This is a genomic window from Paenibacillus hodogayensis (genome assembly GCF_039536325.1).
Classification (GTDB): domain Bacteria; phylum Bacillota; class Bacilli; order Paenibacillales; family NBRC-103111; genus Paenibacillus_AB; species Paenibacillus_AB hodogayensis.
Genome location: NZ_BAAAYO010000008.1, coordinates 446,387 through 463,109 on the forward strand (window position 1 = coordinate 446,387; position 16,723 = coordinate 463,109).

The window sequence follows — 16,723 nt, forward strand, 5'->3', positions numbered from 1 at the left end:
CTTTTTCCAGCACGAAGGACACGGAAGCAGCAACCGTACAGAAGAGGGTCTCTTTGCCGTATAATCGTGTTCGATATGCGCGTTGTTTAAACTTCGACTGCTGTCCATGCTTCCGTTCCCCCCTTTGCAGCATAAAGCCCCGCAACCATCTGTCGATGCGGCCGGGCCGTTCTTATCCGTTTTCGATCACAAGGTGGAGTTTATCCTGTAGACGCTCCGGTTGTCAATAGGCTCCATCCAGCAAATTTCCTGTTGACAAATGAAAAACCAAAGTTTACGATGGCAGAGGAATTGAATACGTCCTCGTTAGGTGAGGCTCCTATACGAACATAGGCCACTGCCCAGAACTATCGAAAGATACCCATGGGTAGAACAGGGATTGCCGGATTAAGGCTTTTCATAAGGTGGCTAAGAGAACTGGTTCTCTTTACGTTGTATAGTGCCAAAGCTCGACTAGGGGGAAACGAAAGTGTTTTTTTTGCGCGCTTTTTTAACCCTCTAGCTTGCTGGAGGGTTTTTCTGTTTTCCATGTTTCCATTTCATTTTGCAAAGGGGGAATGCCGCGTGGACAGCAGCAGTCCGAGTTGTACGCATCATCAGGTCAATCGATTAACCATCAATCCGCACAGAGGGAGAACCGCCTTCCCGCTGCTCTACGGTCACGGCCTTACTGGATTCCCTGCGAAAAAAACGACTTCCGCCGGGTTTATTTAAGTATGTGCTGCTGACGTAACGGGCGCATCGGACGGTTCTATTCAAGCTCTCTCTGGTATCCGGGGAGAGCTTTTTTGGCATTGCATTCGAAGGAGGCATTACGATGAACAACGCAACGAAAGAAAAAGAAAAATGGACCAAAGACATTGCCGAACGTCTCATCGAAGTATCCCAGTACGCTCAAGAGGATGTCTTGGACGATCTCGGCACCCGGCGTCAAGGGCTGTCCGCCGCAGAGGCGAAGAAGCGCTTGGAGCAGTACGGAAGCAACCAGATTGCCCACGATAAAACGCCGGCCTGGTACGTACAGCTGCTGTCCTGCTTCAAAAACCCGTTTATTCTCATATTGCTGTTCCTGGCCGGCTTCTCCTACTTCATGGACGACGATGTGGAGGCCGTCATGATTATATCGATTATGGTTTCCGTGAGCGTCATAATCACATTCACCCAAGAATTCCGTTCATCGCGGACCGCGGAGAAGCTAAAGGCGATGGTCAAAACAACGTCGACCGTCAGCCGCGATTCGGAAAGGATGGAGATCGATATGGAGCAGCTGGTTCCGGGAGATCTGATCCATTTGTCGGCTGGCGATGTGGTTCCGGCCGACGTCAGGCTGCTTGCGTCCAAAGATTTGTACGTGGGCGAATCGGCCCTGACGGGCGAAGCGATGCCGGTCGAGAAGATCGACACGGTTCCGCGCGGGGAACACAAATCCGTTCGCAAACATCACAGACCGGTGAACGCGCTCGAATTGAATAACATGTGCTATATGGGCACCAACGTCATCAGCGGTTCGGCCACGGCGGTCGTCGTCGCGACCGGCTCGCGGACTTATTTCGGCTCTATGGCCCGTTCGCTGGTCGGAAAGCCGCCTCTTACGAGCTTCGATAAAGGCGTCAAAAGCATTACGTTCGTGCTGATCCGCTTTATGCTCGTGATGGTCCCGATCATTTTTTTCCTCAACGGCTTTACGAAAGGCGACTGGTGGGAAGCTCTCCTGTTCGGCTTGTCTGTAGCGGTCGGCTTGACGCCGGAAATGCTCCCCGTTATCGTCGCCGGCAACCTGGCCAAAGGGGCGGCCGTAATGACCCGCAACAAGGTCGTCGTCAAAAGGCTCAACGCGATCCAGAATTTCGGGGCTATGGATATTTTGTGCACGGATAAGACCGGAACGTTAACCCAAGATAACATTATTTTGGCAAAACATCTCGATGTGCATGGCAAAGAAAGCCGCAAAGTGCTGGAGTACGCGTTTCTGAACAGCTACTATCAGACCGGTCTGAAAAACCTGCTTGATGTGGCCGTGCTGGAGCATGCCGGGCAAGCCTCCATTTCCGGAATCCAAGACTCGGTGACCAAAATCGATGAAATCCCGTTCGATTTCAACCGCAGACGGATGTCGATCGTTGTGGAAATCGCGGATCAGAACCATCTGCTCGTCTGCAAAGGGGCCATGGAAGAAGTGCTCGGCGTTTGCTCCTATACAACGGATCAGTTGGGAAATACGGTCCCGCTTACGGCGGAGCGCGCCCAAATCGTCCAATCGCTTGTCGGTCGGCTGAACACGGACGGTCTTCGCGTGCTTGCCGTCGCGATCAAGCAAAGCAAGGCCAAAGAGGATGCATACGGCATTCAAGATGAGAACGGACTCGTCCTTGTCGGGTATCTCGCCTTCCTCGATCCGCCAAAGGAAACGGCCAAAACCGCCATTCGAGCGCTGAAAGAAAACGGCGTGGACGTCAAGGTCATCACCGGGGATAACGAGGCGGTTACGCGCAAGGTATGCAAAGATGTCGGCATTCAAGCGAACGACATCCTGCTTGGCCAACATATCGAGTCCTTGACGGACGCGCAGCTGGCGGAAGTAGCCGAGAGGACGACGGTATTCGCCAAGGTGAACCCGCTGCAGAAGGCGAGAATCGTCCGCGCGCTGAAAAGCAAAGGCCACACCGTGGGCTTTATGGGGGACGGCATCAACGATGCGGTATCCTTGAAGGAAGCGGACGTAGGAATTTCCGTAGATACGGCGGTCGATATCGCCAAAGAATCCGCGGACATCATCCTGCTGGAAAAAAGCCTGATGGTTCTGGAGCAGGGCGTCGTGCAGGGACGGATTACGTTCGGGAATATGATCAAATATATGAAAATGACCGCCAGCTCCAACTTCGGCAATATGTTCAGCGTGCTGGTAGCGAGCGCCTTTATCCCGTTCCTGCCGATGCTTCCGATCCATCTGCTCATTCAAAATCTGTTTTACGATATTTCGCAGCTCTCCATCCCGTGGGACCGAATGGACAAAGAGTATTTGCGCAAACCGCAAAAATGGAACGCCAAGTCGGTCAGCCGGTTCATGGTCTTCATCGGTCCGATCAGCTCGATATTCGATATTACGACGTACGCCCTGATGTGGTATGTGTTCTCGGCCAATTCGGTCGAACACCAGACGTTGTTCCAGTCCGGCTGGTTTATTGAAGGACTGTTGTCGCAAACGCTGATCGTGCATATGATCCGTACCGAGAAAATACCGTTTATTCAAAGCAGGGCAAGCGCTCCGGTCGTTCTGCTGACAGCGGCCATAATGGCGCTCGGCGTCTATTTACCCTTCAGCGGATTCGGGGCGAGCATCGGCCTGCAGCCGCTGCCGATGGCGTATTTCCCTTGGCTCGTCGCTACTTTGCTGGCCTATTGCGTGTTGACGCAGCTCGTCAAAAGATGGTACATCCGCAAATTCAACGATTGGCTTTAAGAGGTGCGACAATCCACAGCATCTCGCGACCATACGGCGGCGAGGGACCCAGGCAATCCGGGAAATCGCCGCCTTCCCGCGATCATCGCGATAATCTTTGCTCCCCGGATACGGCTCTGGCCGGCCGGTTGACGAGAAATATGCCGAGACCGATACACGCCGCTCCTCCTATAATGTAGCTGTGCAGCGATTCGCCGAGAATGGCCCATCCCCCCAGCGTTCCAAAAAAAGGAATGAGGAACAGAAATACGTTGGCCCGCTCGGCGCTCGTACGGCTCAGCACGGTAATACCAGCTTACGAATTGGGCGATCGAGCGCATCAAAATCATCCACAACAGGACGAACAGCTCCAGGCCGAGCTGCGTGGCGCTCCATTCAAAATACGGCTGCTCCACAAACGGACTGGCCAGCAGCAGCGCCGCTCCGCCGATCAGCATCTGGTATGCGGCCATGACCCAGACGTCGAACGATTGCCCCAGCGCGCCGTCAGCAGCGTGGCGATTCCCCATGCCATGCCGGCGCCGACCGCGTAGAAGAATCCTTGCTGGAGCTGGATTTCAAAACCTTGCGTCATCACGACCCCAACAAAACCGAGCAGTACCCCGGCCCACTGCAGGACCCGATACTCACGATTTGAGAGTGTTTCGCGCGGTCGTCCGCGAGGGCAGCATGACGAGAGCGGCGGCCTTGCTCGGCTATGTGCAGTCGAACGTAACGGCGCGCATTCAGCATAGCCTTATCACCCGGAGCTGGCCGTCATCCGGACGTTTCAGGAGGAATTGGTTCTCGTCACCGAGCCGTCCGTCCCCGATTTGCGCGAAGCTCTCGTCAAGCCGATGCTGCTGACGGGCAAAGGCTGCTACTATCGCGATAGGCTGGACCAATGGCTCCACCAGGAAAATCTCGGTCCGCTGAATATCATGGAATTCGGCACGGTGGAAGCGATTCTTCGCGGCGACGCGGGCGGACTCGGCGTATCGCTCATCACCCGTTCGGCCGACAAGGAATGGGAAGCTTCCGGCAAAATAACGTGCCACCGCATCCCCGAGCCGTTCCGCGACTCGGCGGTCAGCTTCGTGTTCCGGCGCGACCTGTTCCGGACGGACGCCTTTGCCAGCTTTACGACGCTGATCGGGCAGTCGCTCGCGGAGCCCGACCTATGCGAAACGGTCGATGGACGCGCCCGGAAGGACTGCTCCAGCCCGGGAGCGGGCTTATAAGCGATGCCGGAAGGGCGCTCCCGGGTTCTGCTTCAGCTTCGTCACGCGGCTACGGTTAAGCGGCATGCTTTCGCCGCCGAACCGGCTCTATTCGTCCGGATCGTCGAACGAGGCGATCCGCTCGAACCACGCGTCGGCCACGCTCGCTGTGCATTAAGCGTTACGGCCGTTCGAGCCGGATGACCGTATCGGTCAGCTCGCGTCCGTTTACAACCAGCGCAATCCGGTGTTCGCCGGGGTAATGGCGGCGGGTCGTCAAGTCCGCCCAGCGGTGCGTGCGCGTGCCGGTCAGGACGGCTCCGCCGGGAACCGTCTTATCCGACAGCAAGAACAGCTTGCGCGAGCGGCGGTCCCCCGCTTTGACGAAATCGATTCCGTATTCGATGCGCAGATGGACCGGCTCGCCTTCCCGGACGCGCAGCTCGTAGCGCAGCTCGCAGCTGTCACCGATGCGCAGCGCTGCCGGACTCGCCGTCAACGAAGAGTATGTCGCAAGCGGCGCGTCGTCCCCCGCCTGCGCGTAGCCGAACAACGCCAGCGCCTGCGGCTCGGCTCGGCGGATCAACGTCCGGCAGCCATGCCGGATGATCCAGTCCGTCTCGGGAGAAGCGCCCTTCCAACGGCTGGCCGTCTCCAGCACGACGGAGGGATGATCCTTGGCGATGTCGTTCAGATGGTTGGCGACGCTCTTGCGCACGTACAGGGAAGAATCGGCTTTCAGCAATTCGAGTATCGGCAGCAGCGGCGCCGGATCGCGCTTGAATAAGGGAAGCGCTTGTCCCCACGGCAGGCGGGGCCGGCTGCCTTCGCTGGCCAACCGGCGCACGTGCTCGTTCGGATGCGTCGCCCATATGGTCATTTGTCGCACCATCCGCTCCGGGTCGCGCAGCAGAAACGGACGAACGGCGAATTCCGCCGACGAACGCGCAGTAAACCTTTCCAGAGCGCCCATCGAGCGTTCCCAATGCTCCTCCGCTTGGCCGTATACCTCCACAAAATCAGGAAAAAACAAATAGGGAAACCCGATGCACGTTTCATCAATCGCGTATAAAACGTCCAGCGCCGCCTCATACCCGGCCGGAAGATGCGTCCCCAACGTGACGGTTATTTTGCGGATGCGCTCCTTGAGTTGAAGCGCGTCCCAATCGCCGTCCATCGTTGCGGCGACGAACGATTCCGTATCGAAGGCGTCGTATGCGGTCTGCACCTTCTCGCCGAATTGACGCAGGAACGCTTCGTGATACATATCTTTTAACGGTTCGGCCACGCTTGACCCTCCTTATGTTCAAAAAAATAGAGCCCTTATCGGGCTCAGGTGGAAACGGCTTCCGCCTTGATCCGCTTGCTGCGCAGCTGCCCGCAGGCGGCATCGATATCCGCTCCGTGCTCCAAGCGCACGCTGCAGCTAACCCCTTGCTTCTTGAGGGTGTCGTAAAAAGCGCTCACCGTCGACCGATCCGTTCTCTTGTATTGACTATGCTCGTCCACCGGGTTGTACGGGATCAGATTGACGTTGACGAGCGGCCTCCTGTCGGCGATCAGCTCGGCCAGCTCCAGCGCATGCTCCCTCTGGTCGTTGACATCCTTCAGCAAAATGTATTCCAGCGTAATCCGGCGTCTGGTTTTGGCCAAATAATAATCGATGGCCGGCATCAGCTTTTCCAGCGGAATCGCCTTATTGATCTTCATAATCCGGGTGCGCAGCTCGTTATTGGGCGCGTGCAGGGAGATGGCCAGATTCACTCTCAGATCGGCATCGGTAAAGTCATAAATTTTATCCGCCAGGCCGCTGGTCGAAACGGTAATGTGCCGGGCCGCTATCGCCAGTCCCTTCTGATGTTTGACAATGTTCAGGAAATTCACCAGATTGACGAAGTTATCGAACGGCTCGCCGATCCCCATCACGACGATATGACTCACCAGTTCGCCTTGACCTGCGGCGTCAAGATGATGCTGCACGTGCATCAACTGCTCGACGATCTCGCCGCTCGACAGGTCGCGGCTTTTCTTGATCAGGCCGCTGGCGCAGAAGCTGCACCCGATGTTGCAGCCGACCTGCGTCGTCACGCAGACGGACAAGCCGAACTTGTGCCGCATCAGCACCGTTTCGATCAGATTGCCGTCCTGCAGCCTGAACAAAAATTTATTCGTTCCGTCCACCGACTCCTGCTTGTAATGCTCGCTCATCGTACGGAGCGCGAAATGGTCGTCCAGCAGTTCGAGGCACTCTTTATGAACATCGGTCATCTCGGCAAAAGAGGCAACCCGTTTGCGATACAGCCCTTCCCACACAAGCGCGGCGCGGGATTTCTTATGCCCCCGCTCCGCGAGCCAGGCGGTCAATTGTTCGAATGTCAGTCCGTAAATCGAATCTTTATTCATTTCCAACCTCTTTTCGGTAAATGGCCGGAGCCTGCAGTCTTTTCTCTATTGTCCCAAAAAAGCGGCAGATACACAAGAAGGTACGGCTTCGGGTCGATTAAAGGAATAATAAATATTTCGTCGAATGTTACGGGTATGATACGGTTACGAAACTACCGAAGCCAAACGGCACTGAAACATATCGCGATTTCTCTCCTGTTCCTAGGCGCGCTGCTCGGCCTCCGGACGTTCTGGCATGCCCTTCACGCCACTCCCGAGCCCCTGCTTGCGGTCGGGGGCGTGCTGGACTTGACCGGCCGGGATCTGGAGCGTTCCCGCCCGATCTCGCTCGACGGGGAGTGGGAGTTTTACCCCGGCGCCTTCGTCCCTTCCGGCGCCGCGTCGGCCAGCCCGCGCCTGCTGCACGTTCCGGGCGATTGGAGCAGCGGATGGCCGGAAGAGAAGCATTCCTCCTTGGGTTATGGCACATACCGGCTGCGCATTTTGATCGATCGACCGATGGAGCAGCCTTACACGTTTTGGGTTCAAAAAATCGAGGCCTCTTCCGCCCTTGTCATTAACGGCCGTACGGAGGCCTCGTTCGGGCGACTCGCGGAGACGGAGGAAGGCTATTCGCCGCGCATGGTTTCCTACACCGCTTCCTACCCGGCCGCCGATGTCCGGGAAATCGAGCTGCTGGTGCGCTCGGCCAATTTCGACAATCCCAAGTCCGGCGGCATGATCCGCTCCATCAAGTTCGGCTCGCAGGCGGCTATCGACTCCATGCGCTGGTATTCCATCGGCTTCCAATTGGTGACATTCGTCGTGCTGCTTCTGCATGGCTTGTATGCAGGCATTTTGTATGCGTTCAAGCCTCAGGATAAGACGCTTCTGATCTTCTGCCTGCTGCTGCTGGCGGGCAGCTTGACCGTCGTAACGGACCACGACAACCTGCTGATGCTTTGGCTGCCTCTCAATTACACGTGGACGCTGAAGGTGCGGATTCTCGCCTACATGTGGTTTTCCTTTCTGGTTCTGCTGCTGTTCCGCAAATTCGCTTATAAGGAAGCGGGGAGCCCGCTCTTCACCGCTTATACGGCCGCATTCGTCCTGTATACGGCGTTCGTGCTGGCAGTCCCGGTCACTATCGTTCATGTCTCGGCGCATTTCAAAGTGTTCACTTTCTTCTATTTGTTTCCGCTTGTCTGGTTTTTCCTGCTCATCGTCGGACTGATCGTCCGCAATCACCGCGACGCCGTCTTCCTACTGTTCGCCGCGGCGAGTCTGGCCACGAACGTGATCTGGGGCGTTATTCTTTATAAGGAAGGCGGAGAAAACGTCTATTACCCGCTCGACATACTCGCGGCCATTGTCAGCTTCTCCGCGTACTGGTTCAAACGGTACTTCCGCAATGCCGAGGAGAACGCCAAGCTGAACGAACAGCTGAGGGCGTCAGACAGGCTCAAGGATCAGTTTCTCGCCAATACGTCGCACGAGCTCAGAACGCCGCTGCACGGCATCATGAACATCGCCGAGATGGTCGCGTTCAAAGAGAAGGAGGCGATGAACGCGAAAAGCTTCAAGGACATGGAACTGCTCATCACGATCAGCCGCCGCATGTCGCATATGCTCGACGATCTACTGGATGTGGCTAAGCTTCAGGAAAAGCGCATAACGCTGCATAAAGAACCGCTGCGCATTCAATCGGTGGCGGCCGGCGTCCTCGATATGCTTGCCTACATGACAGAAGGAAAAGCCGTTCGTCTGAAGCTGGATATCGCCGAATCGATGCCGGCCGTATGGGCCGACGAGAAGCGGCTTGTACAAATTTTATTCAATCTGCTGCATAACGCGCTCAAATATACGGAAGCCGGTACGATCGCTATTTCCGCCGAAGCACGGGGCGGCAATGCGGTCATTCAAGTGTCCGATACCGGGGCGGGCATGGACGAGCGGACGCGGGCGCGGATATTTTTACCCTATGAGCAAGGGCTTAACACCGGCGGAGGCATCGGGCTCGGCTTGAGCATCTGCAAGCAGCTGGTCGAGCTGCACGGCGGCGAGCTGGAGGCGTTCTCCGAGCCCGGAAAAGGCTCGGTCTTCCAGTTCGTCCTTCCGTTGGCCAACGACGTGCCCGTCCGCCACCTGTCGGAACGACTCCGGGATACGGACCGGAGCCTGGACGACCGGGACCCCTGGATCGCGGCGGATGCTCCGGAAGAAGCGTGGTCCGTTGTGCAAACCGCGGCTCCTGCCTTTGCCGGAAAACCGATGAACATCCTCGCCGTGGATGACGACCCGGTCAACCTTAAGGTGCTGGCCAGCATCCTCTCGGCGGAACCGTATAACGTCAGGCTGGCCGGCTCCGCCTTCGAAGCGCTCGACTTGCTCGGGTCGGTTCAATGGGACTTGCTTGTCGTCGACGTCATGATGCCCGGCATGTCCGGCTACGAGCTGACGCGCAAAGTGCGGGAGCGCTTCTCCCTTTCCGAGCTTCCGGTACTGCTGCTGACTGCGCGCAGCCAGCAGGCGGACATCTACACCGGTTTTTTGGCCGGAGCCAACGACTACGTGACGAAGCCGGTCGACTCCATGGAGCTGAAATATCGCATTTGGTCGCTGACTACGCTGAAGCAATCCGTACATGAACGGTTACGGATGGAGGCGGCCTATTTGCAGGCGCAGATTCATCCGCACTTTCTGTTCAATACGCTGAATTCGATTATGGCGCTGAGCGATATCGATTCGGAGAAGATGCGCAAGCTCGGCAGCGCCTTTTCATCGTATTTGCGGATCAGCTTCGACTTTTTGAACACCGGGGAGCTTGTCGAGCTTTCCCATGAGCTGGAGCTCGTCCGCGCTTACTTGTACATCGAGAAGGAGCGGTTCGAAGATAGGCTGTCCGTGCAGTGGGACCTCGATCCGGATATTCGGCTGCACCTCCCTCCGCTCACCGTTCAGCCGCTTGTCGAGAATGCGGTCCGTCATGGCTTGCTCAGCCGGATGAAGGGCGTTACGGTACATATCCGGATTACCCGGCAGGACGATTCCGTATTGGTCCAAGTGCAGGATGACGGCAGCGGGATCGAACCGGAGAAAGTCCGGCAGCTCCTCCAGCCGTCATTCAAGGACAAGGGCGGAATCGGGCTGACCAATACGAACCGGCGGTTGACGCAATTGTACGGGAAAGGCTTGTCGATCGAAAGCGCTTTGGGAGAGGGCACCACCGTTTCTTTCATCATTCCCGATCTGGACGATACGGAACGCCTTTGACCCGCTCGCCGCGCCCTATTCGTTAAACGAAAGCCATTCCCGGGAAGACATTTCGTTCAAAGCTTCTATATCATTATAAAAGGTCCGGGTACGCGACGAATGCCGGTCCCGGACCTTGCTTATTTACAGCAAATCGAAGCGGAGCCGGCCGGGAGCCGTCTCGGCAGCTCTCTGCGGCGTATCCGCGTCTCCAAGCTCCAGTACGGCGACAATCCGCTCTGCGTCGCGTACGCCGAACGATCGGCCAAGCTCCCCGTCGTATATCCACTCCGGCATCGTCCGTTCGACCGCTAGCCCCCGCTCCCAGGCGAGCAGCCGCACATTTTGGATCAGACAGCATACGGCCGCAAAATCCTCCCGCTGCTTGAACGGGTCCGCCTCTTCGTTCATGACGACAATCAAGCGCGCCGAGGTTGTAGCAGACCGGTCCGGCAAACCGCCCATGCTCCCCTGCTCGACGAATATAAATCTCCACGGCTCCCGGAGTCTATGATTGGGTGCCCAGACGGCATCGTTCAACAGCTCGAGCACAAGCTGCTGCGTTATCGGGCGGCGGCTTTCCGGCAATTCCCGGCGGCGTTCCATGTTCACATCGGCCAGCCTCATTGTGCTTCGCCTCCTTTTTTCGCTCGTGAAACGACTTCTGCTTTCTCCCTATCGCGCATCCGCCCGAAAGACCGTCCACTTCTTCTCGGCCGGAGTCCGCCCCCGTCCTCTTGGCGTCTTGTCGAAATACCCCATATGCATAATGCCAACGAACTGCTCGCTTGCTCCAATACCAACGTTTTCGAAGAAAAGCTCATTCTGGATGAGGCGCTCCGTATCCCACGCCATGCCGAGCCCCCGCTCCCAACCCAGCAATTGGAGCAATTGCAGGGTGCCGCAGGCCGAAGCATAATTCTCCTCCTGTCTGCGGCGGTCCGGATCGGCGTCGGCGACGACGATCAAGCTGGCAGGGATATCGGCGAATTTTTGTATAAAGCTTTCTACCATTTTATTCGGTATGAGCTTAACCAGCCTGCTCTGGCGCGTCTTGGCTATCATGCTATCAGCCAGCCGCCGTCTCGCTTCTTCCGTTCCCGCATAGATGCAGCGCCATCGCGGCTCCTCGTCGGCTCCGTACAGCCGCACCGCCCTTTGCAGCAGTTCGACCACCAGTTCCTGAGCGACCGGCTGCCGGTTAAACCTGCGGATGCTTCTTCGTTCCCTGATCAACTGCGCCAAGCTCATCGGCTTCCCCTCCTTGCCGTTTCGTATTACTTTGGTTATTTCCTAAATAACCCGTTTACCTTTATAAACAGGGGTTAGTTTCCATTCATTTTTTAATATTGTTTACTTGTAAACAAAAATATCATATTGCCATCCAAGTTGCAACTGTCGCCTTTATCCGGTAACCGCAAAGCAAAAAAACGAAAAGAAAAGCCGGTAAGCCGACCGCTTCTGCGGCCGCGCTCCGGCTATTGGGGGTTTGCCAGCTTGTCCAGATAAGGAAGCAGGTAATCGACCGGAACGGCCAGACCCACCTTCTCCTTCCGTCCCGCAAGCTCGATCTCCGTGGTCGCGAATACGACCGCAATCGCCTCGCCGCTTTCATTGATGACCGGACTTCCGCTGTTGCCTTTGTAGATCGGCGCTTGCAGCGCCATCGCCGGAACGTCTAGGCCATGGACGGGAATTTCTCCGGCTATCGTGCCTTCGTTCGCGATACGGCTGAAAAACAGTGGGTTGCCGATCACATACACATGCTCCCCGGCTTGCCAGGTCCGCTTCCGCTCCACGGGCAGCGTCGTACGCCGCTCCTTGTCCGGGGCGATTTTCAAAACGGCCAGATCGAGCCCCGCTTCGCTAACCACCACTTCCGCTTCATAGCTGAGTCCTTTGGAGAAACGGACGAACGCTTTCTTGTTTCCTTCGATTACGTGATGATTCGTCACGATATAGCCGTCCGGGGAAATGAGGAAACCGGTCCCCTTGCCCTGCTCGGTGCTGACCGTTACGATGGCCTGCTTGTACTGCGATATCGCATCGTTGCGGGACAGCTCCCGGGATACGGAAAGGAAGCGGATCGCATCGAGGTTGTACAGCAGCGGCCAGAAAGCGAATACGTTGGCGAGCAAGGCGACGACCATAAACACGGCAATCGCTTTTTTCAGCCTTTGGCGCGTTCTTGCCTTCCGTTCGAAATAGTCGCGATCTTCCTCTTCATCCGCCTCGCTCCATGAAATGTCGTCCGCTTCGTCCCGCTCTTCGTCTTCGTGGCGGTATTGGTTTTCGTGCTCCACCTCATGGGAACGTTCACGCTGTTCTCCGCGGCCGCCTTCCCGCTCGGTCTCCTCCGCTTGCACACGCTCGTCCTCACGTGCGCTCTCCTCGCCGTTCCCATTCCTCCGGTTATCCGCATCGGACAAACGATCCTCGTCTTTTTTCATCGGCCCCTCCTGTCCCGCCGTTCCCGCTATTGGATTATCTTGTATTATAGCACGAACGCGCGGGTTCCCTCACTCCCGCACTGCAGGCCGGCCAAAACCCAGGAGCATGTCGGCAATGACGCTCATCGTCTCCTCCAGCGCCGCTTCCGCATCCGGACATTGCGCGATCCACAGCGCGGCTTCGTTTAGGGCACCGGAGAGAATGTGAACGGTTGCCTCGACGGACGCGGGCTTAAAGCTCCCTAGCCGCTGCATTGTCAGGAGCTGCTCGCGCAGCAGGCGCATCGAGTGACGCTCGTCCAGCGCGCGCCAGGTCTCCCAGCCCAGAACGGCCGGTCCGTCCAGCAGCATGATGCGCTTGCTTCGCGGCTCCACCGCGGCCGCTACAAAGGCGCCGCACCCGTTGTACAGCTGCTCCCAAACCTCTTCGCTCTTCGCGGCTTCCGCTTCCACCCGCTCGGCGATCTCTTTCTGAACGGCCTCCAGAACGATGCGGAACAATCCTTTTTTGCTGCCGAAATGGTGGTACAGAGCGCCGCGAGTCAGGCCGGCCTCGGCTACGATATCCTCCAGCGCCGCTTCCGCATATCCCTGCTTTGTAAAATGAGTCCTCGCCACTTCGATGAGCTTGGCCATCGTTTCGGAGGCGTCTTCCTTTGTTCTTCTCATGGTCCGTCCGCTCCTAATTCCCCTTATAGGCCTCTCTGTATGCCTCCGAGGGAGGGATGACCTGGATCACATCGATCAGCACGCCGTTCGGATCGCTGGTGATGAAGTGCCGCTGCCCGAACTCCTCGTCCCGGATATCCTGAAGCAAGGGAAGCTGTTCCGCCAGGATCAGCCTTTCATATTCGGCATCCGCGTCGTCCACTTCAAAGTTGAGAATAAGCCCCTTTACGGCATGTCGGTAAGCTCCGGGGACGGTCGGATGAGACTTGTCCAGAATAGCCAGCTCAAAAGCCGCTTGTTCGTCAGCCAAGCGCAGGCTGACGTACCAGTCTGCCTCGAATACGGGCTCGAATCGGAAATGCTCGATGTAAAACCGCGCGCTTGCCGCCACCTGCTCCGTCAAAATAACCGGGTAAAAACTTTTTGCTATCATGGACTTCATCTCCTTTGGTTTCGTATGCCGTTATACTAACATACATACTGTATGTATGTAAATAGCCGCATAAACAGAAAATCCCCTTCCTCGCCTTCCATGGACTGCCCTGCTTAACCCCATGTAACCACATGTCAAACAACGTTTCGGGATAATTCGATTATGATCATCTATTCTCAAGTTATTATCGGGAAGTTTTGCTACTCTGGAATGGGACAATAAAAGAAGAGCGTTTACTTTATGGAATCGGAGAGATGGAAGCTATGCGAGATCGGGAAGAAAGCAAACCAACCGCCGCCCTTGAATGGATGAACATGCATGTAGAGGCGCTGTTTACGCAAGACCACAACATGCGGCTTCACACGATAAACGAGCCATGGCCCGGCGAGGCCCCCGCCCCTCGGTTTTTCTTGGGGCGAACGATAGACGGATCGGCCCTCTGCCGGTTCAGGTATGACGTCCCCGAGGCACTTGCCGGGTCATTGGAGACATTATGCGCGGACGAACCGATCTTAAGCGATTTCCCGACGAGGCCGAAACATTTCGAGGCATACCTGAACCTTCTTCAAAGCGAACGCTTCACGATGGGGCCCTGTTATCTAGTTCCCGACGATACCGTGCCGACCATACCGGTGATCCGCATCTCGCGGGACAACACCGAGCTTTTGCATGGCGGTTTCGAATCGCTGATCTCCGAAATCGACTACGCGCAGCCCTGCATAGCACTTGTCCGCGATGGTCGAGCCGTCTCCGTCTGCCGCAGCGTTCGCATCACCTCCCGTGCGCACGAAGCAGGGCTTGAAACCTTGGATGGCTTTCGCGGAAAGGGTTACGCCGCCGCCGTTGTTGCGGGATGGGCAGCGGAAGTACGTAAAATAGGGAAGTTCCCTTTATACAGTACATCCTGGGAGAATCTGTCGTCCCAGAGCGTGGCGAGAAAATTAGCCTTGTCCTTGTATGGCGTCAATTTCACAATCGTTTGATCTCATTCGGGGTTGGTAAAGGAGAAAAACCGTCAGGTCCTGACGGTTCTTTGGGTTTGGGGACTGCGAGGTGCGACTGATCCTAATCCACGCACTCCATACGGAGTGTGACTAAGAAAAAAAGAACTAACATCTGAACAAATGCAGTTTCAATCCACGCACTCCATACGGAGTGCGACTAACCACATATAAGTCATGGGCGGCATGATGTAAGTTTCAATCCACGCACTCCATACGGAGTGCGACGTATGCGAAGATAGAGCCTGACCAGTAGCTATCGGTTTCAATCCACGCACTCCATACGGAGTGCGACTTTCTTCGACGCGCTTTACAACGGCATTCACGTGTTTCAATCCACGCACTCCATACGGAGTGCGACGGTCTACCTGAATAAATCGGAAAGCGATGTATGGGTTTCAATCCACGCACTCCATACGGAGTGCGACTGGTACGCGCGATTGGATATGTATGTATTGGATGTTTCAATCCACGCACTCCATACGGAGTGCGACATCGGGTGACTCGTAATGAGGAGTACCATAATGGTTAACCTCTGTCAATAGAGTAGACACAAGTAATCGAGAGAATTAGGCTGCCTTTCGGTACATACGTTCGCACTCGTTGGGCGTGAGATACCCAATGGTGGAATGAATGCGTTTGGCATTATAGAAACAAGTGATGTACTCGAATATTCGTTTACGTGCCTGTTCCCGGGTCTTGAACTTTTCCAAGTAGATCAATTCTTTCTTAATCACGCTATGGAACGACTCGATGCACGCATTATCATAACAATTACCTTTACGACTCATGCTGCCTTTCATGTTGTATTTCTGAAGACGGGCTTGGTAATCATGGGAGGCGTACTGGCTGCCACGGTCGGAATGATGAAGCAGTTGAACCCCAGGCCGCTGCTGGTTATACGCCCGATCCAGCGCCTGAATCACCAACTCCTTCGTCATGCGTTCGGCCATTTGGAACCCCACGATTTTACGGCTGTAGAGGTCCATAACGCTGGCCAAATACAGCCAGCCCTCATCGGTGGCGACGTATGTTATATCGGTCACCCAGGCTTTATTCGGCGCCTCGGGCCGAAACTGCCGATTCAGGACGTTTTCGGCTACAGATAGACTGTGTTTGGAATTGGTGGTCGCTTTATATTTTTTGACGGTTCGAGATTTCAGACCCAGCCCCTTCATAATCCGTGCTACGGTCTTTTCGGACACCTTTGTCCCTTGTTTGTGGAGAACTCGAGTAATCTTGGGACTTCCATACAAGCGGCGGGAGTCCAGAAAGATGCGGCGGATACGCCGCTCCAACTTCTTTCGACGCCGTTCCCGCTTGCTTTCTTTGCGTTTGGTCCATTGATAATAACCGCTTCGGGATACGTTCAAGATCGCACATAGCTTCGCAACACAGCACTGGAAGCGGTATTGATGAATCCAGGGATAGATCAGCGCCGGTCTTTGGCGAAGTAGTGCATCGCTTTTTTTAGGATATCGTTCTCCTCTTCCAAGTCGCGAATTCGCTTTTGCAGATCCCGGAGTGCTTTGTCATCGGGCTTCAACTGACCACTGCCAGGGAAGGCTTGTGCCCCGTCTTGCTTGAATTCGGCCATCCACCGATAGACGGTGTTGTCATGCAAGTCCAACTCCTTGGCTACTTGTGGGACTGTCTTTCCTTCTTCTTGAATCATTTGGACCACTTGTTGTTTGAACTCTTTGTCGTAGCCTTTCTTTTTCATCACGGTCACCTCAATTTCGGATAGTTTAATTGTATCCTACTCTCGATTCTCCGTGTCTACTTTTTAGTCTAGCACCAGAGTGCGACGGGGATATACAATCTGAATCTGTCGTTCTCGATGTTTCAATCCACGCACTCCATACGGAGTGCGACGA

The 16,723-nt window shown here is 55.8% G+C and carries 14 protein-coding genes, 1 CRISPR repeat array and 1 riboswitch; of the genes, 5 read left to right on the top strand and 9 right to left on the bottom strand.

All coding sequences use genetic code 11. The annotated features are described in order from the left end of the window. Positions 1-295 precede the first annotated feature (295 nt). Positions 296-467, top strand: a riboswitch (M-box (ykoK) riboswitch). Between the two features lie 350 nt (positions 468-817). Continuing rightward, a complete protein-coding gene (gene mgtA, locus ABD796_RS17770) occupies positions 818-3,460 on the top strand; it encodes a magnesium-translocating P-type ATPase (RefSeq protein WP_344909953.1) in 2,643 nt (880 codons plus the stop codon). Here the strand turns inward: mgtA and ABD796_RS17775 are convergent. Beyond that, the gene (locus tag ABD796_RS17775) at positions 3,457-3,969 is read right to left on the bottom strand and encodes a hypothetical protein (RefSeq protein ID WP_344909955.1); all 513 of its coding nucleotides are present in this window, start codon (positions 3,967-3,969) and stop codon (positions 3,457-3,459) included. The two genes, mgtA and ABD796_RS17775, sit on opposite strands and share 4 nt — an antisense overlap. Between ABD796_RS17775 and ABD796_RS35675 the strand changes: the two genes are divergently transcribed. Further along, positions 3,968-4,306, top strand: coding sequence for a LysR family transcriptional regulator (locus ABD796_RS35675; RefSeq protein ID WP_379119685.1), 339 nt, complete (start codon positions 3,968-3,970; stop codon positions 4,304-4,306). The two genes, ABD796_RS17775 and ABD796_RS35675, sit on opposite strands and share 2 nt — an antisense overlap. Next, positions 4,210-4,680 carry a LysR substrate-binding domain-containing protein gene (locus ABD796_RS17785; protein ID WP_379119688.1) on the top strand — a complete coding sequence of 157 codons (471 nt, stop codon included), beginning with the start codon at positions 4,210-4,212 and terminating at the stop codon, positions 4,678-4,680. The genes ABD796_RS35675 and ABD796_RS17785 overlap by 97 nt, the downstream gene beginning before the upstream one ends. 160 nt (positions 4,681-4,840) lie before the next feature. On the opposite strand, the gene ABD796_RS17790 is transcribed toward ABD796_RS17785, so the two are convergent. Together ABD796_RS17790 and rlmN are read right to left on the bottom strand one after the other, a co-directional pair. Beyond that, positions 4,841-5,947 carry a DNA alkylation repair protein gene (locus tag ABD796_RS17790; RefSeq protein ID WP_344909959.1) on the bottom strand — a complete coding sequence of 369 codons (1,107 nt, stop codon included), beginning with the start codon at positions 5,945-5,947 and terminating at the stop codon, positions 4,841-4,843. A 44-nt stretch (positions 5,948-5,991) separates the two neighbouring features. Next, the gene (gene rlmN / locus ABD796_RS17795) at positions 5,992-7,062 is read right to left on the bottom strand and encodes a dual-specificity RNA methyltransferase RlmN (RefSeq protein ID WP_344909961.1); all 1,071 of its coding nucleotides are present in this window, start codon (positions 7,060-7,062) and stop codon (positions 5,992-5,994) included. Between the two features lie 135 nt (positions 7,063-7,197). On the opposite strand from rlmN, the gene ABD796_RS17800 reads away from it, so the two are divergent. Continuing rightward, complete coding sequence (locus ABD796_RS17800) at positions 7,198-10,314, top strand: ATP-binding protein (RefSeq protein ID WP_344909963.1); 3,117 nt, start codon at positions 7,198-7,200, stop codon at positions 10,312-10,314. A 123-nt stretch (positions 10,315-10,437) separates the two neighbouring features. On the opposite strand, the gene ABD796_RS17805 is transcribed toward ABD796_RS17800, so the two are convergent. From ABD796_RS17805 to ABD796_RS17825, 5 genes are all read right to left on the bottom strand, one after another. Next, complete coding sequence (locus ABD796_RS17805; protein ID WP_344909966.1) at positions 10,438-10,920, bottom strand: nitroreductase family protein; 483 nt, start codon at positions 10,918-10,920, stop codon at positions 10,438-10,440. Between the two features lie 48 nt (positions 10,921-10,968). After that, on the bottom strand, positions 10,969-11,544 hold the full coding sequence (locus ABD796_RS17810; protein ID WP_344909968.1) for a nitroreductase family protein: 576 nt from the start codon (positions 11,542-11,544) through the stop codon (positions 10,969-10,971). Between the two features lie 227 nt (positions 11,545-11,771). Further along, complete coding sequence (locus ABD796_RS17815) at positions 11,772-12,743, bottom strand: S1C family serine protease (RefSeq protein WP_344909970.1); 972 nt, start codon at positions 12,741-12,743, stop codon at positions 11,772-11,774. A 69-nt stretch (positions 12,744-12,812) separates the two neighbouring features. Next, entirely contained in the window at positions 12,813-13,412 is a 600-nt protein-coding gene (locus tag ABD796_RS17820) for a TetR/AcrR family transcriptional regulator (protein WP_344909972.1), read from the bottom strand. A 13-nt stretch (positions 13,413-13,425) separates the two neighbouring features. Beyond that, positions 13,426-13,845, bottom strand: a complete 420-nt coding sequence (locus tag ABD796_RS17825; protein ID WP_344909974.1) for a VOC family protein — start codon at positions 13,843-13,845, stop codon at positions 13,426-13,428. A gap of 263 nt (positions 13,846-14,108) precedes the next feature. On the opposite strand from ABD796_RS17825, the gene aac(2')-IIb reads away from it, so the two are divergent. Next, positions 14,109-14,828, top strand: a complete 720-nt coding sequence (gene aac(2')-IIb / locus ABD796_RS17830) for a kasugamycin N-acetyltransferase AAC(2')-IIb (protein WP_344909977.1) — start codon at positions 14,109-14,111, stop codon at positions 14,826-14,828. A 79-nt stretch (positions 14,829-14,907) separates the two neighbouring features. Further along, positions 14,908-15,340: direct repeats of the CRISPR family, unit length 33 nt; unit sequence GTTTCAATCCACGCACTCCATACGGAGTGCGAC. A 75-nt stretch (positions 15,341-15,415) separates the two neighbouring features. Here aac(2')-IIb and ABD796_RS17835 read toward each other — a convergent pair. After that, positions 15,416-16,569, bottom strand: a protein-coding gene (locus tag ABD796_RS17835) for an IS3 family transposase (protein WP_344909980.1) whose coding sequence is annotated in 2 segments (ribosomal slippage) — positions 15,416-16,320 and positions 16,320-16,569 — 1,155 coding nt in all. Because the reading frame shifts where the segments join, the coding sequence is not laid out codon by codon here. Positions 16,570-16,723: the final 154 nt, after the last annotated feature.

What these genes read in the sequence shown, in the direction of transcription:
- ABD796_RS17820 (WP_344909972.1), bottom strand. Translation starts at nt 13,412, where the DNA reads ATGAGAAGAACAAAGGAAGACGCCTCCGAAACGATGGCCAAGCTCATC.
- ABD796_RS17800 (WP_344909963.1), top strand. Translation starts at nt 7,198, where the DNA reads ATGATACGGTTACGAAACTACCGAAGCCAAACGGCACTGAAACATATC.
- ABD796_RS17825 (WP_344909974.1), bottom strand. Translation starts at nt 13,845, where the DNA reads ATGATAGCAAAAAGTTTTTACCCGGTTATTTTGACGGAGCAGGTGGCG.
- ABD796_RS35675 (WP_379119685.1), top strand. Translation starts at nt 3,968, where the DNA reads ATGCCATGCCGGCGCCGACCGCGTAGAAGAATCCTTGCTGGAGCTGGA.
- ABD796_RS17815 (WP_344909970.1), bottom strand. Translation starts at nt 12,743, where the DNA reads ATGAAAAAAGACGAGGATCGTTTGTCCGATGCGGATAACCGGAGGAAT.
- ABD796_RS17775 (WP_344909955.1), bottom strand. Translation starts at nt 3,969, where the DNA reads ATGGGGAATCGCCACGCTGCTGACGGCGCGCTGGGGCAATCGTTCGAC.
- mgtA (WP_344909953.1), top strand. Translation starts at nt 818, where the DNA reads ATGAACAACGCAACGAAAGAAAAAGAAAAATGGACCAAAGACATTGCC.
- ABD796_RS17810 (WP_344909968.1), bottom strand. Translation starts at nt 11,544, where the DNA reads ATGAGCTTGGCGCAGTTGATCAGGGAACGAAGAAGCATCCGCAGGTTT.
- ABD796_RS17805 (WP_344909966.1), bottom strand. Translation starts at nt 10,920, where the DNA reads ATGAGGCTGGCCGATGTGAACATGGAACGCCGCCGGGAATTGCCGGAA.
- rlmN (WP_344909961.1), bottom strand. Translation starts at nt 7,062, where the DNA reads ATGAATAAAGATTCGATTTACGGACTGACATTCGAACAATTGACCGCC.